Here is a 24,772-nt window from a genome sequence, read left to right on the forward strand (position 1 = left end):
GTCGACGAGTACATCCCGACGCCCGAGCGTGCCGTGGACCAGCCGTTCCTGATGCCGGTCGAGGACGTGTTCTCGATCTCGGGTCGCGGTACGGTTGTCACGGGGCGTGTCGAGCGCGGCGTGATCAACGTCGGCGACGAGATCGAGATCGTCGGCATCCGCGACACCAAGAAGACGACCTGCACGGGCGTCGAGATGTTCCGCAAGCTGCTGGATCGCGGTGAGGCGGGCGACAACATCGGCGCGCTCTTGCGCGGTGTCGATCGTGAAGGTGTCGAGCGCGGGCAGGTGCTGTGCAAGCCCGGCTCGGTGAAGCCGCACACGAAGTTCGAGGCCGAGGCCTATATCCTGACCAAGGAAGAGGGTGGCCGTCACACGCCGTTCTTCGCCAACTACCGGCCGCAGTTCTACTTCCGGACGACGGATGTGACCGGCACGGTTCAGCTGGCCGAGGGCACGGAGATGGTGATGCCGGGCGACAACGTATCCTTCGGGGTCGAGCTGATCGCGCCGATCGCGATGGAGCAGGGCCTGCGCTTCGCGATCCGCGAAGGCGGCCGCACGGTCGGCGCGGGCGTGGTGTCGAAGATTACCGAGTAATCGTCGGAACACCAGGACAACGCGATTGCGTCACCGACCCGATAACAAACGGCCGTCCCAAAAGGCGGCCGTTTTTCGCTGACGGCGATGACACTTGCGTCGCGCAGCCCTGATGGTAACGATCCACCCGCATGACAGCCCTGTACGGATATACTCTTTCCGCACCCCGCCGCGGGGAACGCCTTTCCGGCGCGGCGCTGGAATCCGCCTGTCTGTCCAGCGATCTGGCCTGGGCCCATCTGTCCGCGGAACCCGAAGATGTCGCCGACGCGCAGACCTGGCTTGCCCGCGTTCTTCCCGAACTCGACCCATCGACGGTGCAGGCCCTGACGGGAGCCGGGACACGGCCGCGTTCGGTCCATGTCGGGCAGGGCGCGATGATCCTGCTGCGCGATGTCCCCGATGACACCATCGAGGATGGCGGCGACATGCCGTCGCTGCGCCTGTATGTCGACGCACGGATGGTGATCAGCCTGTCACGTCGGCCAGTCGGCGCGCTGACCGTTCAGTCCGAAAGGATCGCTTCGGGAACGGGGGCCGTCACGACGGGCGCCTTCCTGCACGATCTTGTCGAAATCATCGCCGAGCGGATTGATACTACCGTCGACATTCTGACCCGCGCGACAGACACTCTGGAAGATGCGCTGGACGATGGTCGCCCGACCGAAGACGAACGTCAGGAAGCGACCCGGCTGCGCCGTGCGGTGCTGGGTCTGCGCCGTCACGTTTCCCCTCAACGCGACGCGCTGGAGGCGCTGCGCCTGTTGGACCTTGTGCCCAAGGGCGAACGGCGGCGTCTGGCCGAGTTGCACGACCGCCACGTCCGCGCGGTCGAGGAACTGGACCTGCTGATCCAGCGGCTTGTGCTGGCGCGCGAAGGCATCGCCGGTGCGCAGGCCGAACGCCTGAACCGGCAGCTTTACATCCTGTCCATCGTGTCGGTCCTGTTTCTGCCGCTGGGGTTCCTGACCGGATTGATGGGTGTCAATCTGGGCGGCATTCCGGGGGCCGGAAGCCCCGTGGCGTTCTGGATATTCGTCGGGTTGCTTGCCGGGGTCTTCGGCGGGCTCGGTCTGATCCTCTGGCGGATGCGCTGGCTTTAGAAAATAGGCAGGCGCGGGGGGTTGCGGTGCGACCCGACTCGGGCTATTCGCCGCGCTCCACGAACGGGGATGCGATGCGTCCCCCTGTTCGTATGGGTTCGACGAGGGGGCCGGGTGGTCCGATCTCCTCCTCTCAACTCAAATGACCGCCCCCCGGACTCCGGGACGTGGCGGCTTGTCAGGCGAATGACATGAAAAGCCAGAATATCCGTATCCGGCTCAAGGCGTTCGATTATCGCGTGCTGGATGCCAGCACTGCCGAGATCGTGGCCACGGCCAAACGGACCGGCGCGCAGGTGCGCGGCCCGATCCCGCTCCCGAACAAGATCGAGAAGTTCACCGTCCTGCGCGGCCCGCATATCGACAAGAAGTCGCGCGACCAGTGGGAAATCCGCACGCACAAGCGGATGCTCGACATCGTTGACCCGACCCCGCAGACCGTGGACGCGCTGATGAAGCTCGACCTGGCCGCTGGCGTCGACGTCCAGATCTCGGTCTGAGGAGGGCACGACTATGCTGCGTTCCGGAGTGATCGCGAAGAAGGTGGGCATGACCCGCATCTTCCAGGAAGACGGGAAACAGATCCCCGTCACAGTGCTGCAACTCGATGGCCTTCAGGTCATCGGCCAACGCACGGATACATCGCATGGCTATACGGCCGTGCAACTGGGTGCCGGCGCCGCCAAGGCCAAGCGCACCAGCCAGGCGATGCGCGGCGTCTTCAAGGCCGCCAACGTCGAACCCAAGCGCAAGATCGTGGAATTCCGCGTCGATGCGGACGCCATGATCGAAGTGGGCGAGGAAATCATCGCCGACCATTACTTCGAAGGTCAGTTCGTCGACGTGTCGGGCACCTCGATCGGTAAGGGGTTTGCCGGTGCCATGAAGCGCTGGAACTTCGGCGGTTTGCGCGCCACGCACGGCGTGTCGATCAGCCACCGGTCGCACGGCTCCACCGGCCAGTGTCAGGACCCCGGCAAGGTGTTCAAGGGCAAGAAGATGGCCGGTCACATGGGGGCCGCCCGTGTCACCACGCAGAACCTGCAGGTCATCAAGACCGACACCGACCGTGGCCTGATCATGGTCAAGGGCGCCGTTCCCGGCTCCAAGGGCGGATGGGTCACGATCAAGGATGCTGTGAAGAAGCCGTTCCCCGAGAGTGCCATCGTTCCCGCTGCGCTTCTGTCTTCCAAGCGGGAAGCACAGAAAGCCGCTGAGGAAGCCGCTGCCGCCGCCGAAGCCGAAGCCAAGGCCGCCGAGGAGGCGCAGGCCGCCGAACAGGCCGCCGCCGAGGAAGCCGCGCTGAAAGCCGCGGAAGCTGAAATCTCCGACGAGTCCGCAGATACGGACAATTCGGACGCCGAGAAGAAGGAAGATGACGCATGAAACTCGATGTCATCACCCTGGACGGCGGCAAAGCCGGTTCCGTCGAGCTGAGCGACGACATTTTCGGTCAGGAGCCGCGCCGCGACATCCTGTACCGGGTCGTCCGCTGGCAGCGGAACAAGGCGCAGGCCGGAACCCACAAGGTCAAAACCCGTACCGAGGTCAAGTATTCAACCAAGAAGATCGTTCGTCAGAAGGGGTCCGGCGGCGCACGCCACGGTTCCCGCAAGGCGCCGATCTTCCGCGGCGGCGGTGTCTACAAAGGCCCGACGCCCCGTAGCCATGGCCACGAGCTGACCAAGAAGGTCCGCCGCATGGGCCTGATGCACGCCCTGTCGTCCAAGGCACAGGCCGGCAAGCTGGTCATCCTGGACGATCTGACGCTGGCCAATGCCAAGACCTCGGCACTGGCCAAGCAGATGGGCAATCTGGGCTGGAAGCGCGCGCTGATCATCGACGGCGCGACAGTCAACGAGGATTTCGCGCAGGCCGCGCGCAACCTCGGCAACGTGGACGTTCTGCCGACGATGGGCGCGAACGTCATGGACATCCTCAAGCGTGATACGCTCGTTATCACCAAGGCGGGTGTCGAAGCTCTGGAGGCTCGGTTGAAATGAACACCTATGACGTGATCCGCAAACCGATCATCACCGAAAAGGCCACCATGGCGTCCGAAGCGGGCGCAGTGGTCTTCGAAGTGTCCATCGACGCGAACAAGCCGCAGATCAAATCGGCGGTCGAAGAACTGTTCGGCGTGAAGGTGAAGGCCGTGAATACGTCCATCACCAAGGGCAAGACCAAGCGTTTCCGGGGCCAGTTGGGCCGCCGCAAGGACGTGAAGAAAGCCTACGTCACGCTCGAGCCGGGCAACACCATCGATGTGACCACCGGGCTGTAAGGTTTGGTGGGTGGGCATCATATGCCCATCGGTCGAAAGAATGAGAGGCCCCGCTGGCGACAGCGGGGCTTTTTCGTCTTCGGTGATGGTCGACTGGACAGATGTTGTTGTGGGTCTGGTCCAAGAATGGCCAAATTTCATTGAGAAGGTGAACCCGAAGACTGTCGATGTACGAAAGGCGAGCTGAGTGCCGTTACACCATTTCATGAAGATATCAAGGATTGCCCAAACCGACCGATTCCTAGTTGGATTGATTGCAGGGTTCATGATGCTTGTGCCGGGTCATGGCGCGGGTGCGACACCCCTCGAAGACGCGCGCTACCTAGTGAATGTCCAAATGAGCGATCTTGAAGTTCGTCAATTTCTCGTGGGACAGAAATCTATCCTTGTTCGACATTATCGCAAACGTATCGGAGAGTTGGGGGGCACGATGGTTGACCAAGCCGCAGCCGCTTTGGCGATTCCTGACGACATGGTAGAGTCCAGCCTCGCAGATCTGCGCGATCGACTCGTGAAGACTTACGTCGAGGAGCTTTCCCCGGAACAGCTTGATGAACTTGCCGAGTTCTATCGATCACCCGCCGGAGAGATGGTGCTTTCAATCGTCCATGCCGGCCAGTCATTCGCCCAGCCCGGCGAGATAGAAATGACCGCGCCGGCCAGCTTGTCAGTCATCCCGCCCGAGATCGTCACGGCTGTTCTGACACCAAACGAGCGCTCCAATTTCGAGGCATTCAAGGCTGGTCCATCGTGGCAGGCTTTGGAAAGTGATGTGTGGGGGTTGACTATGGCGCTTGGATTTACAATCTTTGGAACTTACTTTCGAGCGGCGCAGTCACCGCAGGAAATCGAGGTTCAGGCTTTGCTTTGCATTCTCGAAGATCCGGATCTCGTAGCGTTTCCTAACCTCTTCATGCGGGATGAAATCATCAAGGACCTGCGTTCCGCTTCCGGCCAGACGGTGTCTGAACTGTCCTGCGGCTAAACTCGTCACACGCCGACCACGTCAACACGCAACACATTTTTCCAACAATTGTGTCCGACCCAGATCACCCGTAGATCACCCGCGCATCACCCGTGAAATCCGCCGCGCCTAAAACCTCCCCCGCCAGCCCTTGACCCCACTCCCCACCCCTCCTAAACCGCCCCATCGGCAGGCCCCGGATTCGTCCGGGGCTTTGACGTTGTTCGCTCCGGCCCAGGCCTGCGCGGACAGATCACCGGGGACCTTCGGGGCCCTATACCTACGGTGGGGAAACCCACCGTTATGCAAAACGGAAGACAGGTAACATGGCACTCAAGTCGTATAAGCCGACGACGCCGGGCCAGCGTGGGCTGGTTCTGATCGACCGTTCGGAGCTCTGGAAAGGCCGCCCGGTCAAGGCCCTCGTCGAGGGATTGACCAAGAATGGCGGACGGAACAACACCGGACGGATCACGATGCGCCGCAAGGGCGGGGGCGCCAAGCGTCTCTATCGGATCGTCGATTTCAAACGTAACAAGCTGGACGTTCAGGCGAATGTCGAACGGATCGAATACGATCCGAACCGGACCGCCTTCATCGCCCTGATCCGCTACACCGACGGGGAGCAGGCCTATATCCTGGCGCCCCAGCGTCTCGCGGTCGGCGATCGCGTCGTGGCCTCGGCCAAGGCCGACATCAAGCCCGGCAACGCGATGCCGTTTCAGGGCATGCCGATCGGTACGATCATCCACAACATCGAGCTGAAGCCCGGCAAGGGCGGTCAGATCGCACGCGCCGCGGGCACCTATGCCCAGTTCGTCGGTCGTGACGGTGGCTATGCGCAGATCCGTTTGTCCTCGGGCGAGCTGCGTCTGGTGCGTCAGGAATGCATGGCGACGGTTGGCGCGGTCTCGAACCCCGACAACTCGAACCAGAACCTCGGTAAAGCGGGCCGCAACCGTCACAAGGGCATCCGCCCGTCCGTGCGCGGTGTGGTCATGAACCCGATCGACCACCCGCATGGTGGTGGCGAAGGCCGGACCTCGGGTGGTCGTCACCCGGTCACGCCCTGGGGCAAGCCGACAAAGGGTGCGCGCACCCGCAACAAGAACAAGGCGTCGTCGAAGCTGATCCTGAGATCGCGTCACGCCAAGAAGAAAGGCCGCTGATATGAGCCGTTCCGTATGGAAAGGGCCGTTTGTCGACGCCCACGTCCTGAAGAAGGCCGAAGTTGCCCGCGAAGGCGGCCGCAACGACGTGATCAAGATCTGGTCGCGCCGGTCCACCATCCTGCCGCAATTCGTCGGCCTCACCTTTGGCGTCTACAATGGCCACAAGCATATCCCGGTGAACATCACCGAGGACATGATCGGTCAGAAGTTCGGTGAGTATTCACCGACGCGCACCTACTACGGTCACGCCGCCGACAAAAAAGCCAAGAGGAAATAAGTCATGGGCAAGGAAAAAAATCCCCGCCGCGTGGCTGACAACGAAGCCATGGCCAAGTTGCGGTCGCTGCGCACCAGCCCGCAGAAGCTGAACCTCGTTGCCTCGATGATCCGTGGCAAGAAGGTCGAGAAGGCAATCGCCGATCTGACCTTCTCCAAGAAGCGGATCGCCATCGACGTGCGCAAGTGCCTCCAGTCGGCCATCGCCAACGCGGAAAACAACCATAACCTGGATGTTGATGCGCTGATCGTAGCCGAGTCCTGGGTCGGCAAGAACCTGACGATGAAGCGGGGCCGTCCGCGGGCCCGTGGCCGGTTCGGCAAGATCACCAAGCCGTTCGCGGAACTTACGATCATCGTTCGCCAGGTAGAGGAGCAAGCCTGATGGGTAACAAAGTCAACCCGATCGGCATGCGGCTTCAGGTCAATCGCACCTGGGACAGCCGTTGGTACGCCGACACGAAGGACTACGGCAATCTTCTGCTTGAGGACCTGCGTATGCGCGAGTTCATCGAGGAAGAGTGCAAGCAGGCCGGCATCAGCCGCGTCATCATCGAGCGTCCGCACAAGAAGTGCCGCGTGACGATCCATACGGCCCGTCCGGGTGTGATCATCGGCAAGAAGGGTGCGGACATCGAGGTGCTTCGCAAGAAGCTGGCCGCGTTGACCGACTCGGAACTGCACCTGAACATCGTCGAGGTCCGCAAGCCGGAACTGGACGCGGCTTTGGTTGGCGAAAGCATCGCCCAGCAGCTGGAGCGCCGGGTTTCGTTCCGCCGCGCCATGAAGCGTTCGGTGCAGAACGCCATGCGCATGGGGGCCCTGGGCATCCGTGTGAATCTGGCCGGTCGTCTCGGTGGTGCGGAAATCGCACGGACCGAGTGGTACCGTGAAGGTCGCGTGCCTCTGCACACACTGCGCGCCGACATCGACTATGCCGGCATCGAAGCCGTGACCCCCTATGGTATTATCGGGATCAAGGTGTGGATCTTTAAAGGCGAGATCATGGAGCACGACCCGTCGGCTCGTGATCGCAAAGCCCAGGAACTGCAGGACGGTCCTGCCCCCCGTGGCGCCGGAGGCCGTCGTGACGATCGCGGTCCCCGCGGTCCGCGCCGGTAAGGAGTAGAACCCATGTTGCAACCGAAACGGACGAAGTTCCGCAAGCAGTTCAAAGGCTCGATCAAGGGTGAAGCGAAGGGCGGGTCTGACCTGAACTTCGGCACCTACGGCCTGAAAGCGATCCAGCCGGAGCGTGTCACCGCGCGCCAGATCGAAGCCGCCCGCCGGGCCATGACGCGTCACATGAAGCGTCAGGGCCGGGTCTGGATCCGGATCTTCCCGGACGTGCCCGTCACGTCCAAACCCACCGAAGTCCGGATGGGTAAGGGTAAGGGTTCGGTCGATTACTGGGCCTGCAAGGTCAAGCCTGGCCGGATCATGTTCGAGATCGACGGCGTAAACGAAGCCACGGCGCGGGAAGCCCTGCGTCTGGCGGCGATGAAACTGCCGATCAAGACACGGACCGTGGTGCGGGAGGATTGGTAGCGCTTTGCGCTAACGATCTTTCCTGCGGGGTGTAGGCAGTTCGCTCGCAAACTTTCCGGACCCCAAGCCCTCGCAACTTACAGAACCCCCGCTGGACAACCGGCGGGGGTTTTTTCAATCTGACACCCGGTGTCCGCCCGTTCCCACGAGGTTTTCCGTTGCCCGATATCTCCTCCCTTTTCGTCACGCGCATCTACCGCGCGGCACTTTCAGAACATGCCCCAAAGATCGATCCGCAGGAGTTGGAAACATCTTGCCTGTCGATCGCCGAGGACGACGCGGCCGGGCAGGCGTGGTGCGAAGAGAACGACTTTCCCGGCTATACCAGCTACGCATCGCTGACCGACCTCGGCTGGCGGTTCCCGATCTTCAAAACGCTGGTCAAATCGCTGGACAGGCATGTCGCCGCCTTCGCCGAGGATCTGGAGTTCGATCTGGCGGGCAAGAAGCTGACGCTCGACTCGATGTGGATCAACATCCTGCCCTATGGCGGCATCCACACCGGGCACCTGCACCCGCATTCGGTGATCTCGGGCACGACCTATGTGGCGATGCCCAGTGACACGAGCGCCATCAAGTTCGAGGACCCGCGCCTGCCGATGATGATGGCGGCTCCGGTCCGGAAGACGGACGCGCGGCGCAAGCTGCGGACGTTTGCCTATGAAAAGCCGGAGGTGGGGGAGGTGCTGCTGTGGGAGTCGTGGCTGCGGCATGAGGTGCCGATGAACATGTCCGAGGAGGACCGGGTATCGGTGAGTTTCAATTACGGGTGGGTGTGAGGCCCGATCCGCGAAGTGGCAAACGCTCCGGGGGAGCGTTTGAGGGCCGAACGGGCGGAGCTCAGGGTAACGGATCAAGGTTACGGACGTTACTCTGGTATCTCTCAGACTCCTGCCATCCTTTCTCTGCCTCCCATGTTGTGGAGAAGAATGCTTTGAGACGCTCCACGGTGTCATCAGCAAACATTTCATAGGCCGCGATGAAGAGGCTAGCTTTCGTTAACTTCTGTTTCATCCCCAAAGGGTTAAGAAAGTTAAGCCAAACGTCATGAGGTTCTTCCGAACTCATTGGATGCTCCGTACTTCCGATCAGTGATGCTCGCTTAGCAGCTTGCTGACACTAACCCCCTTGCCAACCCCCGACTCCTCGTCTATGCGGCCCCTTCTACCGATGATCTCCACCGGAATCAGGGTTACCCGCGAGGGGCCCTCCGGTGATGTTGCAAAGGAACAGGCGATGAACGCCACTGAACTGCGGGGCAAGACCCCCGATGAGCTGCGCACCGAACTGACCAACCTAAAGAAAGAGGCGTTCAACCTCCGCTTTCAGGCTGCGACCAGCCAGCTTGAGAACACCGCGCGCGTGCGGACCGTCAAGCGGTCCATTGCCCGTGTGAATACCATTCTGAACCAGAAAGCGGCAGACGCCGCCAAATCGGAGGCCTGAGCCCATGCCCAAACGCATCCTCTCGGGCGTCGTGACGTCCTCGCAGAACGAGCAGACCGTCACGGTTTCGATCGAGCGTCGCTTCAAGCACCCGCTGCTGCACAAGACGGTCCGGAAGTCGAAGAAGTACCGTGCCCATGACGAGACCAACCAGTACAAGGTCGGTGACGTCGTGCGCATTCAGGAATGCCCGCCCCGGTCCAAGACCAAGCGGTGGGAAGTCATTGCCGAATAGTCATTTTCCCATACGGGACAAATGACGGGCAGTGATCCGCGGTCCGCCCGATGATGGGCGTGCCGAGACATAACGAAACCCTGGGGAGCACGGCACGCATCGCCGCCCCAAAGGTCGGGAGAAACCAATGATCCAGATGCAAACCAACCTGGATGTAGCTGACAACAGCGGCGCTCGCCGTGTTCAGTGCATCAAGGTCCTGGGCGGGTCGCATCGCCGGTATGCCTCCGTGGGCGACATCATCGTGGTGTCGGTCAAGGAAGCCATCCCGCGCGGTCGCGTCAAGAAGGGGGACGTCCGCAAGGCCGTCGTCGTTCGCACCGCCAAGGAAGTCCGTCGTGACGACGGCACCGCCATCCGCTTCGACCGCAACGCGGCCGTGATCCTCAACAACAACAACGAGCCGATCGGCACCCGTATCTTCGGGCCGGTGGTTCGCGAGCTGCGCGCGAAGAACTTCATGAAGATCATCTCGCTCGCGCCGGAGGTGCTGTAATGGCTGCCAAACTCCGCAAGGGTGACAAGGTCATCGTGTTGTCGGGCCGTGACAAGGGCAAGGAAGGCGAGATCGTCTCCGTCGACCCCAAGGCCGGCAAGGCCGTCGTGGACGGTGTGAACATGGCCATTCGCCACACCCGTCAAAGCCAGGCGGCCCAGGGCGGCCGGATCCCCAAGTCGCTTCCGATCGACCTGTCGAACCTTGGCCTGCTGGACGCAAACGGCAAAGCCACCCGCGTCGGCTTCCGCATGGAAGACGACAAGAAGGTGCGCTTCGCCAAGACCACGGGAGACGTGATCTGATGCTGGACCAAGCCAACTACACCCCCCGGCTTCTCTCCGTTTATCGCGAGACCGTGCGTCCCGCGATGAAGGAAGAGTTCGGCTACAAGAACGACATGCAGATCCCGCGTCTGGACAAGATCGTCCTGAACATCGGCTGCGGTGCCGAAGCGGTGCGTGACAGCAAGAAGGCCAAATCGGCGCAGGACGACCTGACGACGATCGCCGGTCAGCAGGCTGTCATCACCAAGGCCAAGAAGTCGATCGCCGGTTTCCGCGTTCGTGAAGACATGCCTTTGGGCACGAAAGTCACGCTGCGCGGCGCCCGGATGTACGAATTCCTGGATCGTCTGATCACAGTCGCAATGCCCCGTATCCGGGACTTCCGCGGCGTGAACGGCAAGAGCTTCGATGGACGTGGCAACTACGCCATGGGCCTGAAGGAGCATATCGTCTTCCCCGAGATCAACTTCGACAAAGTCGACGAAGTCTGGGGCATGGACATCATCATCTGCACGACGTCGAAGACGGATGCAGAGGCGAAGGCGCTGCTCAAGGCCTTCAACATGCCGTTCAACAGCTGAGGACATAGACATGGCAAAAGTATCCATGATCGAGCGTCAGAAGAAGCGCGAGCGGCTGGTGAAGCAATACGCCAGCAAGCGCGCCTCTCTGAAAGAGATCGCCAACGACGAATCCAAGCCCATGGAGGAGCGGTTCAAGGCCCGGCTGAAACTGTCGGAACTGCCCCGCAACTCCTCGCCCGTTCGTCTCAACAATCGCTGCCAGCTGACCGGTCGCCCTCGGGCATACTACCGCAAGCTGAAGCTCAGCCGCATCATGCTGCGCGATCTGGCCAGCCAGGGGAAAATCCCCGGCATGGTCAAGTCCAGCTGGTAAGGGAGCACACACATGAATGATCCCATTGGTGATATGCTGACCCGCATCCGCAATGCGCAGATGCGTGGCAAGTCCACCGTCATCACCCCCGCGTCCAAGTTGCGCGCTCACGTCCTCGATGTGCTGGCCGAAGAAGGCTATATTCGCGGATATGAGAGCAAGAGCGACCGCGCCGGTCACCCGACGCTGGAAATCTCGCTCAAGTATTATGAGGGCGTGCCGGTTATCCGCGAAGTGAAGCGGGTCTCCAAGCCGGGCCGCCGGGTCTATCTGGGCGTCGGCGATCTGCCGTCGGTCCGCCAGGGCCTTGGCGTTTCGATCGTGTCCACGTCCCGTGGCGTCATGTCTGATGCAAACGCACGCAACGCCAATGTCGGCGGCGAAGTGCTCTGCACAGTATTCTGAGGAGGGTATAATGTCTCGTATCGGCAAACGACCCGTCGACCTGCCTTCGGGCGTCGAAGCCTCGGTCTCGGGTCAGACCATTTCGGTCAAGGGTCCCAAGGGCACCCGCTCGTTCACCGCCACCGATGACGTGACCCTTTCGGTCGCGGACAACGGTGTCTCGGTGGAGCCGCGCGGCAAGTCCAAACGCGCCCGCCAGCAATGGGGCATGTCCCGGACCATGGTGGCGAACCTCGTCACCGGCGTCTCGGACGGCTTCAAGAAAGAGCTGGAAATCACAGGCGTCGGCTATCGTGCCCAGATGCAGGGAAATACCCTGAAGCTGGCCCTCGGTTACAGCCATGACGTCAATTATGAAGTGCCCGAGGGCGTGACGGTGACTGCTCCCAAGCAGACCGAAATCACGGTCGAAGGCATCGATCAGCAACTCGTCGGTCAAGTCGCGGCCAACATCCGCGAGTATCGGAAGCCCGAGCCCTACAAGGGCAAGGGCATTCGCTACAAAGGCGAGTATATCTTCCGCAAGGAAGGCAAGAAGAAGTAAGGACCAGTCAGATGGCAAACAGCAAACGGGATCTGTTCCTCAAGCGCCGCCTGCGCGTCCGGAACAAGCTTCGCAAGATGGCTGCAGGGCGTCCGCGCCTTTCGGTTCATCGGTCGAACAAGAACATCATGGTGCAGGTGATCGACGACGTTCAGGGCAAGACGCTTGCGTCCGCCTCGACGCTCGAAAAGGACCTGGGCGTGGTCGGCAAGAACAACATCGACGCGGCGACCAAGGTCGGCACGGCGATTGCCGAACGGGCCAAGAAGGCGGGCGTCGAAGACGTCTACTTCGATCGTGGCGGCTTCCTTTTCCACGGAAAGGTGAAGGCTCTGGCCGAAGCCGCCCGCGAAGGTGGCCTGAAGTTCTAAGACAGTTGCAGGGGGCCTTTCATGGGCCCCCTCGATGATCCGGGGGTTATTACCCACTTGGATCGACATTTACGGGCGCCCGCCCAAACTTGAAGGAATTGCCACATGGCAGAACGTGACAACAACCGTGGGGGCGGCCGAGGCCGTGGCCGCGACCGGGAAGAAACCCCGGAATTCGCCGACCGTCTGGTCGCGATCAACCGTGTCTCCAAGACCGTCAAGGGTGGTAAGCGCTTCGGTTTTGCCGCGCTCGTCGTCGTCGGTGACCAAAAGGGCCGCGTCGGATTCGGCAAGGGCAAGGCCAAGGAGGTCCCCGAGGCCATCCGTAAAGCCACCGAGCAGGCCAAGCGTCAGATGATCCGCGTCGCCCTGCGCGACGGTCGCACGCTGCACCACGACATGGAAGGTCGCCACGGTGCCGGTCGCGTCGTGATGCGGACCGCCCCGGAAGGCACCGGTATCATCTCGGGTGGCCCGATGCGCGCCGTTTTCGAGATGCTGGGCATCAAGGACGTGGTGTCCAAGTCGATCGGTTCGCAGAACCCCTACAACATGATCCGGGCAACGCTGGATGGTCTGACCAAGGAATCGAGCCCCCGGTCGGTCGCGCAGCGTCGCGGCAAGAAGGTCGCCGAAATCCTGCGCAAGGACGACGGCCCGAAGATCGACGGCGATCAAGCGCCCGTCGCAGAGGAGGCCTGATTCATGGCTAAAACAATCGTGGTCAAGCAGGTCGGCTCCCCGATCCGCCGCCCCGCCGACCAGCGCGCAACGCTGATCGGTCTGGGCCTGAACAAGATGCACCGCACACGCGAACTGGAAGATACGCCTTCCGTGCGCGGCATGGTCAACAAGATCTCGCACATGGTGAAGATCATCGAGGAGAAGGGCTGAGGCCTTTCTGGTCTGTGCTTCGGCATGAACCGCTCGTTAGAATGAAACGCCCCGGCCAGGTATGTCCGGGGCGTTTTTACGTCTATTGAGCGGACCGCAGCATGTCAGTCAGCAGGAGCCTCGACCGGCACGGGTTCGGTATAGATGACTTTGCCGATTGTCGTGTTCAGAGCGAGGTCCCTATGCTTCAGCAGGCCGTCGGCAATATAGAGGCGCGACACTTCGTAGGATCTGAGCTTGTTGGCGTCTTCAAGGTCGCGGACATAAATCATGGGTCCGTCCGCATCCTCCGGCGTTTCCATCCAGAAGTAGTCCGGGTTGGCGGTCCGTTCCATGTCCTGAAGGATGGCCAAAATCTTGTCGCTGTCGGTTACCCGATCCACGGAAAAGTAGCAGGCTCCTTCATAGCTGCCGAGTGCAACCGCGGTGACGGCACCCGCGATGAGCGTGACCGGTGCCGTCGCGATCGAGGCGAGGGTTGCGAGTATGCCAGACGCGCCGGACGCTATCGTAACAGTTTCGGTAACCGATCTGCCGGTGACCGCCCGATTCAGCAGCGACGACCCGGACTGGGCATGGATGAGCGAGTAGGACCCGACCGTTGCATTTGTCACATCGGCGCTCACCGTGCCCGCGCCTGTGTCAGTCATCGTTGATGCAACCCTGCCGAAAAGTTTGCTGGGCTTGTAGTCGCAGACTGCGGCATGGCCGATGGATGGGGCGATCGCGATCAGCGCGACCGTTACGGCAGCGGCGAGTGATTTCTGCATGGGCATCCTCGGGACAGTGTGTGGAATGAAGGTTCGGAGGATACATAGACCGATGTCGCAGCGTTTTCAGCCTGCCTGGATGTAGATGAGAATGGGCGGGCGGGAATGCGCCCAACGTTATGAGGCGTTACCGCGTAGCGCAGCGGTTCGACGAGTGTCTGCATCGACACGGATCGCTTTGGAGATCTGAGCGCCCCGATTAGTCGGTCAGGATCGGCGGGCCATTCTGGTTGCGTTGCAGCAGGATGCCGGATCGCAGGCCACGCCCAATTCGATGGGCAAGGCGGCTCCAGGCGGCGGCCATATCGGCGGGGAGAGTGGCGACAAGGGTGGCGTCGAACAGTTCCAGCCAGCGGTCGAAATGGTGGGGCTCGATGTTGCCTGCCGCCATATGAACCTGCATCGGGTTGCCGGAATAGCCGCGCTCCTTGAAAATCGCGTTGCGCCAGAAGGCCGCGATCTTGGCGATATGTGTGTCCCAATCGGTGACATGGCTGGCAAATACCGGGCCGAGCAGGGGGTCAGCACGGACATCTCCATAGAACCGCTGCAGCACCCGGTCCACATCCGCAGGCGTCAGCGACTGGGTCATGCCAGGACGAGCCACAGGACCGCCAGTGCAACGGTGAGATAGATCAACATGTTGAACATCGACCGCAACAGACCTTGGTCGCTTTCGGGGTCGATGCCCATGGCTTCGCAGATTTTCGTTCCGGGCCAGAGCAGTGCATTGACGATGACCATGACGGGCCCCCTTATTGCGTAAAGATTATGCGTATTATATGCGCTCTTTTAATACGCATTACAAATGCTAAATAAGGGGGCATGCAGTTAGATAAATTTACCGATTATGCGTTGCGTGTCCTGATGGCTCTTACCGTTCGTGCGCCGGACCGGGTGCCTGCATCAGAGATCGCGGCGGTCTATGGCCTGTCGGAGCATCACATTGCCAAGGTCGCGTCGGCTCTGGTCAAGGCGGGGTTCGCGGTGTCGGAACGGGGTCGATCCGGGGGCCTGCAATTGGCCCGGGAGCCGTCGGAAATTACGGTCGGGCAGGTGGTTCGCGCGCTGAAGGCCGACACGCCGGTGGTGGAATGCATGGGCAGCGACAAATCCTGTCGCATCTTGCCAGCTTGTGGGCTGCGCACGCCTTTGCAAGAAGCGCGGGAGGCGTTTTTTGCCGCGCTCGATCCTTATACGCTTGAGGATATCACGGTTCGCCGCAGCACCATCCGGTTTCAGTTGTGGCCGGAGGCGGGGGTTGCGAGCTAGCTGGGGGCCAGCATTACTGCCGGGGTCGATCCGCTTTTCGTCCTTGGTGCGGGTTGTATTTGTCCGATCAACGCGCACCCAAGCGTTTCCTGCAATGCCTCGACCAACTCCTCCACCGTCTGCGTCGAGACGAAGCGCCCGCCGGTCGCATCTGACAGGCATTTCGCCACGGTGTCGCCCTTGGGAATTTGCGAGGCTTCGGGATTGTTCCAGCTGAAGAAGTCGCTTTCCGCCTTATAGCCTATGACGTGGATTGTCAGATCGGCGGCGGTCGCGGCGAGAGTGCGACCCAAGGCGCAGGGGCGGCCGCCGCAGGTTTCGTTTCCGTCCGTCACCAGCACGACAATGGCCGGTTGCAGTCGATAGTTCAGAACCTCCGCCGCGCGCTGTACGGCCGCTGCCAGCGGCGTCAGGCCATTGGGTTCGAGCGCGTCGAGTTCGGCTTTCATCTGGGCTGCGGCGGCGTTGATGGGGGGAAAACGCAGACGGATGCCGTCGCAGGAGCCTTCGGGGCCGGGGCCATAGGTGACGAGACCGATGCGGCGGACCTTTTCGACATCGGGCATGACGCGGGCCATGGCGGCGCGGGCGTCGGTGATGCGGTTGGTCGCTCCGGTGTCGAATCCGATCTCGGCCATGGAGGCGGAACCGTCGAAGACCACCATCGCATCGGTCGCGCACGGGGCTTGTGCTGCGGCTGGCATGGTCAGGGCGAGGAACAGGAAGGCGGCACGCATGGGACGAGTGTGGCGTGGTCCGGCGCATCCGGCAAGCGTTTGCATCATGTCAGACGCTTGCATGAAGGCCCGGTGGGGTGTAGGGCCGCGCGGTGTCCTGAGACACATCCGAGAATCAAGAAACGCCGTGTTCGTCCTACATCGCTTCGGGGGCGCTTCCGGCCAAGGAGAAGCGATATGAAACTCAACGATCTGCGCGACAACCCCGGCGCAACCAAGGCGCGCAAGCGCGTCGCCCGTGGCCCCGGTTCGGGCACCGGTAAGATGGGTGGCCGTGGTATCAAGGGCCAGAAATCCCGTTCGGGTGTGGCCATCAAGGGCTACGAGGGCGGTCAGATGCCGCTCTATCAACGTCTGCCCAAGCGCGGCTTCACCAAGCCGAATCGCAAGGAATTTGCCGTCGTGAACCTGTCCAAGCTTCAGGAATTCATCGACAACGGCAAGCTGGACGCTGCCAACATCACTGAAGAGACGCTGGTCACTTCGGGTGTGGTGCGCCGCAAGCTGGATGGTATCCGCCTGCTGGGCAAGGGCGAGCTGACCGCCAAGGCCGTCATCACAGTCACCGGTGCGTCCAAGGGCGCGGTCGAAGCGGTCGAAAAGGCGGGCGGATCGGTCACGCTTCCGGCAGTCGCTGCCGAGTGATGTCCTAAGATTGCTTGTAGGCGGGCGCAGGTCCGCTTACATGAATTCAAGTTTTCCTTGAACGCCGCCTGAGGGAAGACCCGACAGGCGGCGTTCTGCTATCCAAGAGGGGCTCGCATGGCTTCAGCCGCAGAGCAAATGGCCGCCAACATGAGCTGGGGCGCGTTCGGTAAAGCCAAAGAGCTTCGCCAACGTATCCTGTTCACGATCGGCCTGCTGATCATCTATCGTTTCGGAACCTATATTCCGGTTCCGGGCATCGACGCCGTAGCGCTGCGCGACTTTGTCGAGCAGGCGTCTCAGGGTCTGGGGGGCGTGCTGAACATGTTCACCGGCGGCGCGATCGGACGGATGGGGGTCTTCGCACTCGGGATCATGCCCTACATCAGCGCATCGATCATCATTCAGCTGATGACGGCGATGGTTCCGCAGCTGGAGCAGCTGAAGAAAGAAGGCGAGCAGGGTCGCAAGAAGATCAACCAGTATACCCGCTACGGCACCGTCGTGCTGGCGACATTGCAGGGGTATGGGCTGGCGGTATCGTTGCAATCGGGCAATCTGGTGCACACGCCGGGCTGGTTCTTCATCGCATCCAGCGTCATCACGCTGGTGGGTGGCACGATGTTCCTGATGTGGCTGGGCGAGCAGATCACTGCACGCGGCATCGGCAACGGCATCTCGCTGATCATTTTCGTGGGCATTGTGGCGGAATTGCCGGCAGCCTTCGCCCAGTTTTTCGCCTCCGGTCAGTCCGGCGCGCTGTCGACACCGGTGGTTCTGGGCGTGATCGTGATGCTGATCGCGACGCTTCTGTTCGTAGTGTTCATGGAGCGCAGCCTGCGAAAGATCCACATTCAATATCCGCGCCGACAGGTCGGGATGAAGGTCTATGACGGCGGCTCCAGCCACTTGCCGATCAAGGTCAACCCGGCGGGCGTGATCCCGGCGATCTTTGCGTCGTCGCTGCTGTTGCTGCCAACGACGATCAGTACCTTCTCGGGTCAGCAGTCTGGCCCGATCATGTCTACGATCCTGGCCTACTTCGGGCCGGGGCAGCCGCTCTATCTGCTGTTTTTCGGGGGTATGGTCATCTTTTTCACCTACTTTTATACTCACAATGTCGCCTTCAAGACCGATGACGTGGCCGACAACCTGAAGAACCAGAACGGGTTCATCCCCGGCATCCGACCAGGGCAGCGGACGGCGGAATATCTTGAATATGTCGTCAACCGCGTGCTGGTGCTGGGTGCAGGTTATCTGACGCTTGTCGTCCTGATCCCGGAAATGGTGCGCAGTCAGTTGGCGATCACGGCATATTTCGGCGGCACCTCGATCCTGATCATCGTGTCGGTGGGCATGGACACGATCCAGCAGGTGCAGTCCCATCTTCTGGCCCATCAATATGAAGGGCTGATTGAAAAGAGTCAGCTGCGCGGGAAAAAGCGTGGTCGCAACAAGGGGGCTGCGCGTCGATGAATATCGTTCTTCTGGGACCGCCGGGCGCGGGCAAGGGCACGCAGGCCCGCATGCTGGAGGCCGAACGGGGCATGATCCAGTTGTCTACCGGTGACATGCTTCGGGCGGCCCGGTCGTCAGGCACCCCGATGGGCCGTAAGGTCGCCGCCATCATGGACGCTGGCGAGTTGGTCACGGACGAGATTGTCATCGGTCTGATCGAGGAAAGACTTGAAGGTGACCAGGGTGGTGGATTTATCTTCGACGGCTTTCCCCGGACATTACCACAGGCCGATGCCCTGGGCGAACTGCTTGCGAAGCATGGAACCACGCTGGATACAGTGATCGAAATGCGCGTCGATGACGAAGCGCTGGTCCAGCGGATCACGGCGCGTGCCACCTGCGGCAAGTGCGGCGAAGTCTATAACGACATCACCAAGCCGATTCCTGCGGATGGCAAATGCACGAATTGCGGGGCGTCCGATTTCAGACGCCGGGCGGACGACAATGCCGAAAGCCTGCGGACCCGTTTGATGGAATACTACAAGAAGACGTCGCCCCTGATTGGTTACTATTATGCCAAGGGCAACCTGGCGTCGGTGGACGGGTTGGGCGAGATCGACGCGGTCGCCGCAGAGGTCGCGCAGGCGCTGACCGAGGCCAGACCTGCCGACCTTGCAAAAACTTCTTGACAGGCGGGCATGCATCGCTTGACGCGCCCGTCAAGACTCCCTAAAGCGCAACTTCCACCGGGAATCCCGTGATTCCCGGTTTTCTGTTTGGCCCCGCAAAACAGCGGCGGCCGTTGTGAAAAAAGGTTCTGGCAGCACGGAACCGCAACGATGAAGGAATATTTACTTGGCTCGTATCGCTGGCGTCAACATCCCCACGGGGAAGCGCGTTCCTGTCGCGCTGACATACATCACGGGCATCGGCCCGTCCAAGGCGCGTGAAATCATCGAGGCCACCGGCATCGACGCTTCCCGCCGCATCAACGAGTTGTCGGACGCTGAAGTGCTGTCCATCCGTGAATATATCGACGCCAACCTGACCGTCGAAGGCGATCTGCGCCGCGACACCCAGATGAACATCAAGCGTCTGATGGACCTGGGCTGCTACCGCGGCCTGCGTCATCGCCGGAACCTGCCCGTTCGCGGTCAGCGCACCCACACAAACGCACGCACGCGCAAAGGCCCCGCAAAGGCCATCGCCGGCAAGAAGAAGTAAGGGAGCGCATAGACAATGGCACGTGAAGCAACTCGTCGCGCCCCCAAGCGCAAGGAACGCAAGAACATCGCCGCTGGTGTGGCGCATGTGAATTCGTCGTTCAATAACACCAAGATCCTGATCTCCGACGTTCAGGGTAATGCCATCAGCTGGTCGTCGGCTGGCACCTGTGGCTTCAAGGGTTCGCGCAAGTCGACGCCCTATGCCGCTCAGATGGCCGCCGAAGATGCTGCCCGCAAGGCGCAGGAACACGGGCTGAAGACCCTCGAAGTCGAGGTTCAGGGCCCCGGTGGCGGTCGCGAATCCGCGCTGCGTGCGCTGGCGGCTGCCGGCCTGCAGATCACTGCGATCCGCGACGTCACGCCCATGGCGCACAACGGTGTACGTCCGCCGAAGCGCCGCCGCGTCTGACGCGATTTAACGAACAGGGCAGGGGTCGCACGGCGCGGTCCCTGTTTCGCCGTATATTTACCTCGGGGTTTCTGCGCCAACCGCCCCGGCGCAGGACGGAATTGGAGGGACAGGGCACATGATCCACAAGAATTGGCAAGAACTCATCAAGCCGTCGCAGCTTGACGTTCGTCCGGGGAACAACCCCGCCCGTCAGGCCACCGTCGTGGCCGAACCGCTCGAGCGTGGTTTCGGTCTGACGATGGGCAACGCGCTGCGGCGCGTCCTGATGTCGTCGCTGCAGGGCGCAGCCATCACGTCGGTCCAGATCGACAACGTCCTGCACGAGTTTTCGTCGGTATCGGGCGTCCGTGAGGATGTTACCGATATCGTCCTGAACCTGAAGGGCGTCAGCCTGAAGATGGACGTCGAGGGGCCCAAGCGCGTCTCGATCTCGGCCAAAGGCCCGATGGTCGTCACCGCCGGTGACATCAGCGAGACCAACGGTATCGAGGTTCTGAACCGCGATCACGTCATCTGTCACCTCGACGATGGCGCGGACCTCTACATGGAGCTGACGGTGAATACCGGAAAAGGCTACGTGTCCGCCGACAAGAACAAGCCGGAAGACGCGCCCATCGGTCTGATCCCGATCGATGCGATCTATTCGCCGGTCAAGAAGGTGTCCTACGAAGTGCAGCCGACCCGCGAAGGTCAGGTGCTCGACTATGACAAGCTGACTCTGAAGCTGGAAACCGATGGCTCGCTGGCTCCCGACGATGCGGTCGCATATGCGGCCCGCATTCTTCAGGACCAGTTGCAGATCTTCGTGAACTTCGACGAGCCCGAGGCCGCCCGCGGCGCCGAGGCCGCCGACGATCTGGAGTTCAACCCGCTTCTGCTGAAGAAGGTCGACGAACTGGAGCTTTCGGTCCGGTCCGCCAACTGCCTGAAGAACGACAATATCGTCTACATCGGCGATCTGATCCAGAAGACCGAAGCCGAAATGTTGCGCACGCCGAACTTCGGCCGCAAATCCTTGAACGAGATCAAGGAAGTGCTGTCGGGCATGGGGCTGCATCTGGGAATGGATATCGTCGATTGGCCGCCAGAGAATATCGAGGACCTGGCCAAGAAGTTCGAAAACGAGTTTTGAGTTCGATGCCCCCGAAAGGGGGCGTCTACGACAAATGCCCGCAATTGGCGGGGAAGATCGGGCAAATGCCCCAAGGTGAGGGACCCGCCACGCAGGGGACCCCGGACAAAGTATAAAGACTAGCTACGGAGAAAACCCATGCGCCACGCCCGCGGATACCGCCGCCTTAACCGTACCCATGAACACCGCAAGGCGATGTTCGCCAACATGGCCGGATCGTTGATCGAGCACGAGCAGATCAAGACGACCCTGCCGAAAGCCAAGGAATTGCGCCCCATCATCGAAAAGATGGTGACGCTGGCCGGACGTGGCGATTTGCACGCCCGTCGTCTGCTGCGCTCGCGCCTCAAGGAAGACCGTCATCTGGCCAAGCTGATGGATATCCTCGGACCGCGCTACAAAGATCGCCAGGGTGGATACGTCCGCATTCTGAAGGCCGGTTTCCGGTATGGCGACATGGCCCCCATGGCCATCATCGAATTCGTCGAACGTGACGTCGATGCCAAGGGCGCCGCAGATCGCGCCCGCGTCGAAGCGGAAGACTCCGCCGGGGCCTGATCCTGACCGATATGACATCCTGAAGGCCCCGCCCGATCCGGCGGGGCCTTTTGCGTTTGCCGCCCTCATCACGAGGTGCGCAGCCCTCCGGCTGCCGTTTCGATATCCGCTCCGTTTTGCAGGTCGGAGATCAGACGCTCAAGCTCGTCTTCATCGATCCGTGTCGTTCCCAGAAATTCCAACAGATCGACGCGAGCTTTTGCGTTGAGTTTTAGAACACGCACGAAAAGACGGGGATTCATCTGTTTGTTCATAATACATTAACCAATTTCACCGTTTAAATGGGTTCAAGATACAGTTGACGATGAATTTCTCAACCATTCTAAAAAGACATGCTCGAGAGACGACGCCTCATGGTTCGCTATTTGCAGAGATTGGAACAGCTTGCCCCCATGGGGTACACTGCCGGTATCCATATCCGCTTTGCATCGCCACTGTATCTCCGCAGCACATACCCCAAAGCGTGGCAGGATCTTTATGCCGCCAACAACTACTCGCTTCGCGACCCCCTTGTGTTCTGGGGTGTCAGCAAGTCCGGGCAGATTCGTTGGAGCGAGATCAATTTGCCCGACCCCTTCGGCGTCATGAAACTGGCAGCCGAGCACGGGTTGACCTTTGGCGCGGTGTGCAGCTGCGGCAAGATCACATCCCGCACGATCGTGGGGGTGGCTCGTTCGGATCGGGAGTTTACCGACGCCGAAATCACCGAGATCGCGTCCATTGCCGACGCCCTCCACGAAGTCACAGAGCCGCCCGAGGACCTGACCCCCGCCATGATCGAGGCGCTGCGCCTTGTGGGTGCGGGCGTCCGCCACACGACCGCCGCCGCGGAGATCGGAATTTCGGAAAGCGCGCTGACGGCACGCCTTTCGTCCGCCCGGGATAAACTGGGCGTAAAGACCACGGCCGAGGCACTAAGAATGGCGAGAGAGTTCAGGCTGATCTAGCAGCCCATCCCACAGAGCGAGCATTCCACGGTCCCCTGGTGTCAACGACAACCCGGCAGAGGAAGATATTGTCCATGCAAGTTACCACTCTCTCGTTCCAGAACCTCCACACTTACGGCCCGCTGTTCGCCGACTTGCTGCGCGCGCGCCACAGGACCTTCATCGAGCAGGCCCAATGGGACCTGCCGCAGGCAGACGGAATGGAATTCGATCAATACGACACGCCAGCCAGCCGTTGGGTCGCGGTCCATGAATACGGTCGCATCCTTGCGGGTGTCCGCCTGACGCCGACGACGCATCGCTGCGGCATCTACAGCTACATGATCCGCGATGCCCAGAACGGGCTGCTCGACACCATTCCGACAGACCTTCTTTATGACGAGGCACCGGTCGCTGATAATGTCTGGGAGTCCAGTCGGGTATTCGTCTGCGACGATGTTCCCGCCAAGCTCAGGGTGCGCGTGCAGATGCAGCTAATCGCCGAAATGGTCCGCGCGGGCCGGGAACTCGGTGCGACGTCGGTTCTTGGACTGATCCCGGCGACGTCGCCGCGGCTGGCCCGGCGCGTCGGGCTGGATTGCGTGGCGGCGGGGCCGGTGCTGGACATCGGCGGGTCGGAATCCGTCTGCGTCAACATCTCGATGGCGACCAAGATGCACTGACCGACGTCTTGCTGCACCGAACGTGAAGCGCGGCGGCTTTATCCGCCGCGCTCGACAGACTACATCATCGTCATGACCGACCTTTTCGACAGCCCTTCGGACAAATCCGCCGTGCAATCCACGGCCAAGCCCGCCCACCCCGCGCCGCTGGCCGACCGTTTGCGGCCTGCAACGCTGGATGACGTGATAGGGCAGGACCATCTGCTGGGGCCAGACGGAGCGTTGAGCGTAATGCTGAACGGCGCGATGCCCAGCCTGATCCTCTGGGGGCCGCCGGGTGTCGGCAAGACCACGATCGCGCGACTGCTGGCCGACCGGACCGGCCTTCACTTTGTACAGATCAGCGCGATCTTCACCGGTGTGGCCGATCTGCGGAAGGTGTTCGAGACGGCGCGGAACCGCCGTGCCAACGGCACCGGCACGCTTCTGTTTGTCGATGAGATCCATCGTTTCAACAAGGCGCAGCAGGACGGTTTTCTGCCGCATATGGAAGACGGGACGATCACGCTGGTCGGGGCCACCACCGAAAACCCGTCATTCGAATTGAACGCCGCGCTTATGTCGCGGGCGCAGGTTCTGACGCTGCAAAGGCTGACCCTGCGCGACATGGAGCTGATGACCCAACGCGCCGAGGCGGAGTTGGGCACAAAACTGCCGCTGGATGGGCCCGCCCGTGAGGCGCTCCAGGAAATGGCCGACGGCGACGGGCGCGCGTTGTTGAACCTGTTAGAGCAGGTGGCCGCATGGGGGGCGAAAACGCCCATCGACCGCGATACGCTTGCAAAGCGGCTGCAACGGCGTGCGGCGCAATATGACAAATCGGGCGACAGCCACTACAACCTGATTTCCGCGCTGCACAAATCAGTTCGCGGGTCCGACCCCGATGCGGCACTCTATTGGCTGGCACGGATGCTGAAGGGCGGCGAGGATCCGCGCTACCTGATGCGCCGGATCACTCGCATGGCGGTCGAGGATGTCGGGCTTGCCGACCCGCAGGCGCAGGCGTTCTGCTTGCAGGCGTGGGAGACATACGAGCGGCTGGGATCGCCGGAGGGCGAGCAATCGCTGGGCAACGCAGTCGTGTATCTGGCGCTCGCACCGAAATCGAATGCGGGATACGCCGCGTTCAAGGCTGCGATGAAACAGGCCGGAGAAACCGGGTCCGAGCCGCCGCCCAAACACATCCTGAACGCGCCGACCCGGATGATGAAGGAACAGGGATATGGCGCGGGCTATGCTTATGACCACGATCAGGCGGATGGGTTTTCGGGCCAGAACTATTTCCCCGATGGCATGAAGCGACCCGTGTACTACGTGCCCGTGGATCGCGGGTTCGAGCGGGAGCTGGGACGTCGCGTCGATTGGCTGGTCGACCAGCGCGCCAAGCGTGGCAAAGGTTGACAGTCGTGCGCCGGGGGCAGACAGGACCGC

Annotated in this window: 41 protein-coding genes; 35 read left to right on the forward strand and 6 right to left on the reverse strand. The window is 61.4% G+C overall.

The window, feature by feature from the left end:
- The 13 genes from BMY38_RS15105 to BMY38_RS15165 form a co-directional block, all read left to right on the forward strand.
- On the forward strand, positions 1 to 600 hold a 600-nt coding region (locus BMY38_RS15105), incomplete at its 5' end, for an EF-Tu C-terminal domain-related protein (protein WP_245737643.1).
- 131 nt (positions 601 to 731) lie between these two features.
- Positions 732 to 1,703 carry a CorA family divalent cation transporter gene (locus tag BMY38_RS15110; protein ID WP_092764357.1) on the forward strand — a complete coding sequence of 324 codons (972 nt, stop codon included), beginning with the start codon at positions 732 to 734 and terminating at the stop codon, positions 1,701 to 1,703.
- A 191-nt stretch (positions 1,704 to 1,894) separates the two neighbouring features.
- Positions 1,895 to 2,203 (forward strand): 30S ribosomal protein S10, encoded by a 309-nt coding sequence (gene rpsJ, locus BMY38_RS15115; protein WP_055681395.1) that lies wholly within the window; start codon positions 1,895 to 1,897, stop codon positions 2,201 to 2,203.
- A gap of 13 nt (positions 2,204 to 2,216) precedes the next feature.
- Positions 2,217 to 3,089, forward strand: coding sequence for a 50S ribosomal protein L3 (rplC, locus tag BMY38_RS15120; protein WP_092764359.1), 873 nt, complete (start codon positions 2,217 to 2,219; stop codon positions 3,087 to 3,089).
- Entirely contained in the window at positions 3,086 to 3,706 is a 621-nt protein-coding gene (gene rplD / locus BMY38_RS15125) for a 50S ribosomal protein L4 (RefSeq protein WP_092764361.1), read from the forward strand. Before rplC ends, rplD begins: the two co-directional genes overlap by 4 nt.
- Entirely contained in the window at positions 3,703 to 3,987 is a 285-nt protein-coding gene (locus BMY38_RS15130; RefSeq protein WP_092764363.1) for a 50S ribosomal protein L23, read from the forward strand. The genes rplD and BMY38_RS15130 overlap by 4 nt, the downstream gene beginning before the upstream one ends.
- 337 nt (positions 3,988 to 4,324) lie before the next feature.
- Positions 4,325 to 4,972: a DUF2059 domain-containing protein gene (locus tag BMY38_RS15135; protein WP_175495909.1), complete on the forward strand. Its 648-nt coding sequence runs from the start codon at positions 4,325 to 4,327 to the stop codon at positions 4,970 to 4,972.
- A gap of 305 nt (positions 4,973 to 5,277) precedes the next feature.
- Positions 5,278 to 6,120, forward strand: a complete 843-nt coding sequence (gene rplB / locus BMY38_RS15140) for a 50S ribosomal protein L2 (protein WP_092764367.1) — start codon at positions 5,278 to 5,280, stop codon at positions 6,118 to 6,120.
- Position 6,121: 1 nt separating this feature from the next.
- Positions 6,122 to 6,400, forward strand: coding sequence for a 30S ribosomal protein S19 (gene rpsS, locus BMY38_RS15145; RefSeq protein WP_092764370.1), 279 nt, complete (start codon positions 6,122 to 6,124; stop codon positions 6,398 to 6,400).
- A 3-nt stretch (positions 6,401 to 6,403) separates the two neighbouring features.
- The gene (rplV, locus tag BMY38_RS15150) at positions 6,404 to 6,784 is read left to right on the forward strand and encodes a 50S ribosomal protein L22 (RefSeq protein WP_092764372.1); all 381 of its coding nucleotides are present in this window, start codon (positions 6,404 to 6,406) and stop codon (positions 6,782 to 6,784) included.
- Complete coding sequence (gene rpsC, locus BMY38_RS15155; RefSeq protein WP_092764374.1) at positions 6,784 to 7,521, forward strand: 30S ribosomal protein S3; 738 nt, start codon at positions 6,784 to 6,786, stop codon at positions 7,519 to 7,521. The genes rplV and rpsC overlap by 1 nt, the downstream gene beginning before the upstream one ends.
- Positions 7,522 to 7,533: 12 nt before the next feature.
- The gene (gene rplP, locus BMY38_RS15160) at positions 7,534 to 7,947 is read left to right on the forward strand and encodes a 50S ribosomal protein L16 (protein WP_092764377.1); all 414 of its coding nucleotides are present in this window, start codon (positions 7,534 to 7,536) and stop codon (positions 7,945 to 7,947) included.
- Between the two features lie 158 nt (positions 7,948 to 8,105).
- On the forward strand, positions 8,106 to 8,726 hold the full coding sequence (locus BMY38_RS15165) for a TIGR02466 family protein (RefSeq protein ID WP_092764379.1): 621 nt from the start codon (positions 8,106 to 8,108) through the stop codon (positions 8,724 to 8,726).
- 61 nt (positions 8,727 to 8,787) lie between these two features.
- Here the strand turns inward: BMY38_RS15165 and BMY38_RS15170 are convergent, their stop codons facing one another.
- Complete coding sequence (locus BMY38_RS15170; RefSeq protein WP_092764381.1) at positions 8,788 to 9,015, reverse strand: hypothetical protein; 228 nt, start codon at positions 9,013 to 9,015, stop codon at positions 8,788 to 8,790.
- A 168-nt stretch (positions 9,016 to 9,183) separates the two neighbouring features.
- Between BMY38_RS15170 and rpmC the strand changes: the two genes are divergently transcribed.
- The 11 genes from rpmC to rpmD all read left to right on the forward strand — a co-directional run bounded on the left by rpmC (position 9,184) and on the right by rpmD (position 13,522).
- Positions 9,184 to 9,393, forward strand: a complete 210-nt coding sequence (rpmC, locus tag BMY38_RS15175) for a 50S ribosomal protein L29 (protein ID WP_092764384.1) — start codon at positions 9,184 to 9,186, stop codon at positions 9,391 to 9,393.
- A 4-nt stretch (positions 9,394 to 9,397) separates the two neighbouring features.
- The gene (gene rpsQ / locus BMY38_RS15180; protein ID WP_092764386.1) at positions 9,398 to 9,628 is read left to right on the forward strand and encodes a 30S ribosomal protein S17; all 231 of its coding nucleotides are present in this window, start codon (positions 9,398 to 9,400) and stop codon (positions 9,626 to 9,628) included.
- 127 nt (positions 9,629 to 9,755) lie between these two features.
- Positions 9,756 to 10,124: a 50S ribosomal protein L14 gene (rplN, locus tag BMY38_RS15185; RefSeq protein WP_092764388.1), complete on the forward strand. Its 369-nt coding sequence runs from the start codon at positions 9,756 to 9,758 to the stop codon at positions 10,122 to 10,124.
- Complete coding sequence (gene rplX, locus BMY38_RS15190; protein ID WP_092764390.1) at positions 10,124 to 10,429, forward strand: 50S ribosomal protein L24; 306 nt, start codon at positions 10,124 to 10,126, stop codon at positions 10,427 to 10,429. Before rplN ends, rplX begins: the two co-directional genes overlap by 1 nt.
- On the forward strand, positions 10,429 to 10,992 hold the full coding sequence (gene rplE / locus BMY38_RS15195; RefSeq protein ID WP_092764392.1) for a 50S ribosomal protein L5: 564 nt from the start codon (positions 10,429 to 10,431) through the stop codon (positions 10,990 to 10,992). Before rplX ends, rplE begins: the two co-directional genes overlap by 1 nt.
- 10 nt (positions 10,993 to 11,002) lie before the next feature.
- Positions 11,003 to 11,308: a 30S ribosomal protein S14 gene (rpsN, locus tag BMY38_RS15200; RefSeq protein WP_092764394.1), complete on the forward strand. Its 306-nt coding sequence runs from the start codon at positions 11,003 to 11,005 to the stop codon at positions 11,306 to 11,308.
- A gap of 12 nt (positions 11,309 to 11,320) precedes the next feature.
- A complete protein-coding gene (rpsH, locus tag BMY38_RS15205) occupies positions 11,321 to 11,713 on the forward strand; it encodes a 30S ribosomal protein S8 (RefSeq protein ID WP_092764396.1) in 393 nt (130 codons plus the stop codon).
- 10 nt (positions 11,714 to 11,723) lie between these two features.
- Positions 11,724 to 12,257 (forward strand): 50S ribosomal protein L6, encoded by a 534-nt coding sequence (rplF, locus tag BMY38_RS15210; protein WP_092764398.1) that lies wholly within the window; start codon positions 11,724 to 11,726, stop codon positions 12,255 to 12,257.
- 11 nt (positions 12,258 to 12,268) lie between these two features.
- On the forward strand, positions 12,269 to 12,628 hold the full coding sequence (gene rplR, locus BMY38_RS15215) for a 50S ribosomal protein L18 (protein WP_092764400.1): 360 nt from the start codon (positions 12,269 to 12,271) through the stop codon (positions 12,626 to 12,628).
- 105 nt (positions 12,629 to 12,733) lie between these two features.
- Entirely contained in the window at positions 12,734 to 13,330 is a 597-nt protein-coding gene (rpsE, locus tag BMY38_RS15220) for a 30S ribosomal protein S5 (RefSeq protein ID WP_092764402.1), read from the forward strand.
- Positions 13,331 to 13,333: 3 nt separating this feature from the next.
- A complete protein-coding gene (gene rpmD, locus BMY38_RS15225) occupies positions 13,334 to 13,522 on the forward strand; it encodes a 50S ribosomal protein L30 (RefSeq protein ID WP_092764404.1) in 189 nt (62 codons plus the stop codon).
- Between the two features lie 104 nt (positions 13,523 to 13,626).
- On the opposite strand, the gene BMY38_RS15230 is transcribed toward rpmD, so the two are convergent.
- The 3 genes from BMY38_RS15230 to BMY38_RS18215 all read right to left on the reverse strand — a co-directional run bounded on the left by BMY38_RS15230 (position 13,627) and on the right by BMY38_RS18215 (position 15,036).
- Entirely contained in the window at positions 13,627 to 14,292 is a 666-nt protein-coding gene (locus tag BMY38_RS15230; RefSeq protein ID WP_092764406.1) for a hypothetical protein, read from the reverse strand.
- Between the two features lie 199 nt (positions 14,293 to 14,491).
- Positions 14,492 to 14,884, reverse strand: coding sequence for a group III truncated hemoglobin (locus tag BMY38_RS15235; RefSeq protein ID WP_092764408.1), 393 nt, complete (start codon positions 14,882 to 14,884; stop codon positions 14,492 to 14,494).
- Positions 14,881 to 15,036 carry a hypothetical protein gene (locus tag BMY38_RS18215; RefSeq protein WP_175495910.1) on the reverse strand — a complete coding sequence of 52 codons (156 nt, stop codon included), beginning with the start codon at positions 15,034 to 15,036 and terminating at the stop codon, positions 14,881 to 14,883. Before BMY38_RS18215 ends, BMY38_RS15235 begins: the two co-directional genes overlap by 4 nt.
- An 81-nt stretch (positions 15,037 to 15,117) precedes the next feature.
- Between BMY38_RS18215 and BMY38_RS15240 the strand changes: the two genes are divergently transcribed.
- Positions 15,118 to 15,564: an RrF2 family transcriptional regulator gene (locus BMY38_RS15240; protein ID WP_092764410.1), complete on the forward strand. Its 447-nt coding sequence runs from the start codon at positions 15,118 to 15,120 to the stop codon at positions 15,562 to 15,564.
- On the opposite strand, the gene BMY38_RS15245 is transcribed toward BMY38_RS15240, so the two are convergent.
- A complete protein-coding gene (locus tag BMY38_RS15245) occupies positions 15,561 to 16,349 on the reverse strand; it encodes a vWA domain-containing protein (RefSeq protein WP_245737644.1) in 789 nt (262 codons plus the stop codon). The genes BMY38_RS15240 and BMY38_RS15245 overlap by 4 nt on opposite strands.
- Before the next feature lie 129 nt (positions 16,350 to 16,478).
- Here BMY38_RS15245 and rplO point away from each other — a divergent pair, with 129 nt between their 5' ends.
- From rplO to rplQ, 7 genes are all read left to right on the forward strand, one after another.
- Complete coding sequence (rplO, locus tag BMY38_RS15250) at positions 16,479 to 16,946, forward strand: 50S ribosomal protein L15 (RefSeq protein ID WP_092764414.1); 468 nt, start codon at positions 16,479 to 16,481, stop codon at positions 16,944 to 16,946.
- 117 nt (positions 16,947 to 17,063) lie between these two features.
- Positions 17,064 to 18,422: a preprotein translocase subunit SecY gene (gene secY / locus BMY38_RS15255; protein ID WP_092764417.1), complete on the forward strand. Its 1,359-nt coding sequence runs from the start codon at positions 17,064 to 17,066 to the stop codon at positions 18,420 to 18,422.
- The gene (locus BMY38_RS15260; protein ID WP_092764419.1) at positions 18,419 to 19,093 is read left to right on the forward strand and encodes an adenylate kinase; all 675 of its coding nucleotides are present in this window, start codon (positions 18,419 to 18,421) and stop codon (positions 19,091 to 19,093) included. The genes secY and BMY38_RS15260 overlap by 4 nt, the downstream gene beginning before the upstream one ends.
- Positions 19,094 to 19,259: 166 nt before the next feature.
- On the forward strand, positions 19,260 to 19,628 hold the full coding sequence (gene rpsM / locus BMY38_RS15265) for a 30S ribosomal protein S13 (protein WP_092764421.1): 369 nt from the start codon (positions 19,260 to 19,262) through the stop codon (positions 19,626 to 19,628).
- A gap of 15 nt (positions 19,629 to 19,643) precedes the next feature.
- On the forward strand, positions 19,644 to 20,039 hold the full coding sequence (gene rpsK / locus BMY38_RS15270) for a 30S ribosomal protein S11 (protein ID WP_092764424.1): 396 nt from the start codon (positions 19,644 to 19,646) through the stop codon (positions 20,037 to 20,039).
- 118 nt (positions 20,040 to 20,157) lie between these two features.
- Positions 20,158 to 21,174, forward strand: coding sequence for a DNA-directed RNA polymerase subunit alpha (locus BMY38_RS15275; protein WP_092764426.1), 1,017 nt, complete (start codon positions 20,158 to 20,160; stop codon positions 21,172 to 21,174).
- A gap of 138 nt (positions 21,175 to 21,312) precedes the next feature.
- On the forward strand, positions 21,313 to 21,732 hold the full coding sequence (gene rplQ / locus BMY38_RS15280; protein WP_092764428.1) for a 50S ribosomal protein L17: 420 nt from the start codon (positions 21,313 to 21,315) through the stop codon (positions 21,730 to 21,732).
- A gap of 68 nt (positions 21,733 to 21,800) precedes the next feature.
- Here the strand turns inward: rplQ and BMY38_RS18220 are convergent, their stop codons facing one another.
- Positions 21,801 to 21,974, reverse strand: a complete 174-nt coding sequence (locus BMY38_RS18220) for a hypothetical protein (protein ID WP_175495911.1) — start codon at positions 21,972 to 21,974, stop codon at positions 21,801 to 21,803.
- Between the two features lie 111 nt (positions 21,975 to 22,085).
- Here BMY38_RS18220 and BMY38_RS15290 point away from each other — a divergent pair, with 111 nt between their 5' ends.
- From BMY38_RS15290 to BMY38_RS15300, 3 genes are all read left to right on the forward strand, one after another.
- Positions 22,086 to 22,679 carry an autoinducer binding domain-containing protein gene (locus BMY38_RS15290; protein WP_092764432.1) on the forward strand — a complete coding sequence of 198 codons (594 nt, stop codon included), beginning with the start codon at positions 22,086 to 22,088 and terminating at the stop codon, positions 22,677 to 22,679.
- Positions 22,680 to 22,753: 74 nt separating this feature from the next.
- Positions 22,754 to 23,341, forward strand: coding sequence for an acyl-homoserine-lactone synthase (locus BMY38_RS15295; RefSeq protein WP_092764434.1), 588 nt, complete (start codon positions 22,754 to 22,756; stop codon positions 23,339 to 23,341).
- Between the two features lie 72 nt (positions 23,342 to 23,413).
- Positions 23,414 to 24,742 (forward strand): replication-associated recombination protein A, encoded by a 1,329-nt coding sequence (locus BMY38_RS15300; protein WP_092764436.1) that lies wholly within the window; start codon positions 23,414 to 23,416, stop codon positions 24,740 to 24,742.
- Positions 24,743 to 24,772: the final 30 nt, after the last annotated feature.

The organism is Jannaschia helgolandensis, from assembly GCF_900109285.1.
Taxonomy (GTDB): Bacteria; Pseudomonadota; Alphaproteobacteria; order Rhodobacterales; family Rhodobacteraceae; genus Jannaschia; species Jannaschia helgolandensis.

Coding starts and splice junctions, on each gene's coding strand:
- BMY38_RS15245 (WP_245737644.1), bottom strand. CDS start 16,349: ATGATGCAAACGCTTGCCGGATGCGCCGGACCACGCCACACTCGTCCC.
- rplP (WP_092764377.1), top strand. CDS start 7,534: ATGTTGCAACCGAAACGGACGAAGTTCCGCAAGCAGTTCAAAGGCTCG.
- secY (WP_092764417.1), top strand. CDS start 17,064: ATGGCTTCAGCCGCAGAGCAAATGGCCGCCAACATGAGCTGGGGCGCG.
- rpsK (WP_092764424.1), top strand. CDS start 19,644: ATGGCACGTGAAGCAACTCGTCGCGCCCCCAAGCGCAAGGAACGCAAG.
- rplE (WP_092764392.1), top strand. CDS start 10,429: ATGCTGGACCAAGCCAACTACACCCCCCGGCTTCTCTCCGTTTATCGC.
- rpmD (WP_092764404.1), top strand. CDS start 13,334: ATGGCTAAAACAATCGTGGTCAAGCAGGTCGGCTCCCCGATCCGCCGC.
- BMY38_RS15130 (WP_092764363.1), top strand. CDS start 3,703: ATGAACACCTATGACGTGATCCGCAAACCGATCATCACCGAAAAGGCC.
- rpsN (WP_092764394.1), top strand. CDS start 11,003: ATGGCAAAAGTATCCATGATCGAGCGTCAGAAGAAGCGCGAGCGGCTG.
- BMY38_RS15290 (WP_092764432.1), top strand. CDS start 22,086: ATGGTTCGCTATTTGCAGAGATTGGAACAGCTTGCCCCCATGGGGTAC.
- rpsS (WP_092764370.1), top strand. CDS start 6,122: ATGAGCCGTTCCGTATGGAAAGGGCCGTTTGTCGACGCCCACGTCCTG.
- rplX (WP_092764390.1), top strand. CDS start 10,124: ATGGCTGCCAAACTCCGCAAGGGTGACAAGGTCATCGTGTTGTCGGGC.
- rpsE (WP_092764402.1), top strand. CDS start 12,734: ATGGCAGAACGTGACAACAACCGTGGGGGCGGCCGAGGCCGTGGCCGC.
- BMY38_RS15300 (WP_092764436.1), top strand. CDS start 23,414: ATGACCGACCTTTTCGACAGCCCTTCGGACAAATCCGCCGTGCAATCC.
- rplN (WP_092764388.1), top strand. CDS start 9,756: ATGATCCAGATGCAAACCAACCTGGATGTAGCTGACAACAGCGGCGCT.
- rplD (WP_092764361.1), top strand. CDS start 3,086: ATGAAACTCGATGTCATCACCCTGGACGGCGGCAAAGCCGGTTCCGTC.
- rpsJ (WP_055681395.1), top strand. CDS start 1,895: ATGAAAAGCCAGAATATCCGTATCCGGCTCAAGGCGTTCGATTATCGC.
- BMY38_RS15235 (WP_092764408.1), bottom strand. CDS start 14,884: ATGACCCAGTCGCTGACGCCTGCGGATGTGGACCGGGTGCTGCAGCGG.
- rpmC (WP_092764384.1), top strand. CDS start 9,184: ATGAACGCCACTGAACTGCGGGGCAAGACCCCCGATGAGCTGCGCACC.
- rplF (WP_092764398.1), top strand. CDS start 11,724: ATGTCTCGTATCGGCAAACGACCCGTCGACCTGCCTTCGGGCGTCGAA.
- rpsC (WP_092764374.1), top strand. CDS start 6,784: ATGGGTAACAAAGTCAACCCGATCGGCATGCGGCTTCAGGTCAATCGC.
- rpsQ (WP_092764386.1), top strand. CDS start 9,398: ATGCCCAAACGCATCCTCTCGGGCGTCGTGACGTCCTCGCAGAACGAG.
- rplQ (WP_092764428.1), top strand. CDS start 21,313: ATGCGCCACGCCCGCGGATACCGCCGCCTTAACCGTACCCATGAACAC.
- BMY38_RS15170 (WP_092764381.1), bottom strand. CDS start 9,015: ATGAGTTCGGAAGAACCTCATGACGTTTGGCTTAACTTTCTTAACCCT.
- rplR (WP_092764400.1), top strand. CDS start 12,269: ATGGCAAACAGCAAACGGGATCTGTTCCTCAAGCGCCGCCTGCGCGTC.
- BMY38_RS15295 (WP_092764434.1), top strand. CDS start 22,754: ATGCAAGTTACCACTCTCTCGTTCCAGAACCTCCACACTTACGGCCCG.
- rplC (WP_092764359.1), top strand. CDS start 2,217: ATGCTGCGTTCCGGAGTGATCGCGAAGAAGGTGGGCATGACCCGCATC.
- rplB (WP_092764367.1), top strand. CDS start 5,278: ATGGCACTCAAGTCGTATAAGCCGACGACGCCGGGCCAGCGTGGGCTG.
- BMY38_RS15260 (WP_092764419.1), top strand. CDS start 18,419: ATGAATATCGTTCTTCTGGGACCGCCGGGCGCGGGCAAGGGCACGCAG.
- BMY38_RS15135 (WP_175495909.1), top strand. CDS start 4,325: ATGAGCGATCTTGAAGTTCGTCAATTTCTCGTGGGACAGAAATCTATC.
- BMY38_RS15240 (WP_092764410.1), top strand. CDS start 15,118: ATGCAGTTAGATAAATTTACCGATTATGCGTTGCGTGTCCTGATGGCT.
- rplV (WP_092764372.1), top strand. CDS start 6,404: ATGGGCAAGGAAAAAAATCCCCGCCGCGTGGCTGACAACGAAGCCATG.
- BMY38_RS15110 (WP_092764357.1), top strand. CDS start 732: ATGACAGCCCTGTACGGATATACTCTTTCCGCACCCCGCCGCGGGGAA.
- BMY38_RS15230 (WP_092764406.1), bottom strand. CDS start 14,292: ATGCAGAAATCACTCGCCGCTGCCGTAACGGTCGCGCTGATCGCGATC.
- BMY38_RS18220 (WP_175495911.1), bottom strand. CDS start 21,974: ATGAATCCCCGTCTTTTCGTGCGTGTTCTAAAACTCAACGCAAAAGCT.
- rpsH (WP_092764396.1), top strand. CDS start 11,321: ATGAATGATCCCATTGGTGATATGCTGACCCGCATCCGCAATGCGCAG.
- BMY38_RS18215 (WP_175495910.1), bottom strand. CDS start 15,036: ATGGTCATCGTCAATGCACTGCTCTGGCCCGGAACGAAAATCTGCGAA.
- rplO (WP_092764414.1), top strand. CDS start 16,479: ATGAAACTCAACGATCTGCGCGACAACCCCGGCGCAACCAAGGCGCGC.
- BMY38_RS15275 (WP_092764426.1), top strand. CDS start 20,158: ATGATCCACAAGAATTGGCAAGAACTCATCAAGCCGTCGCAGCTTGAC.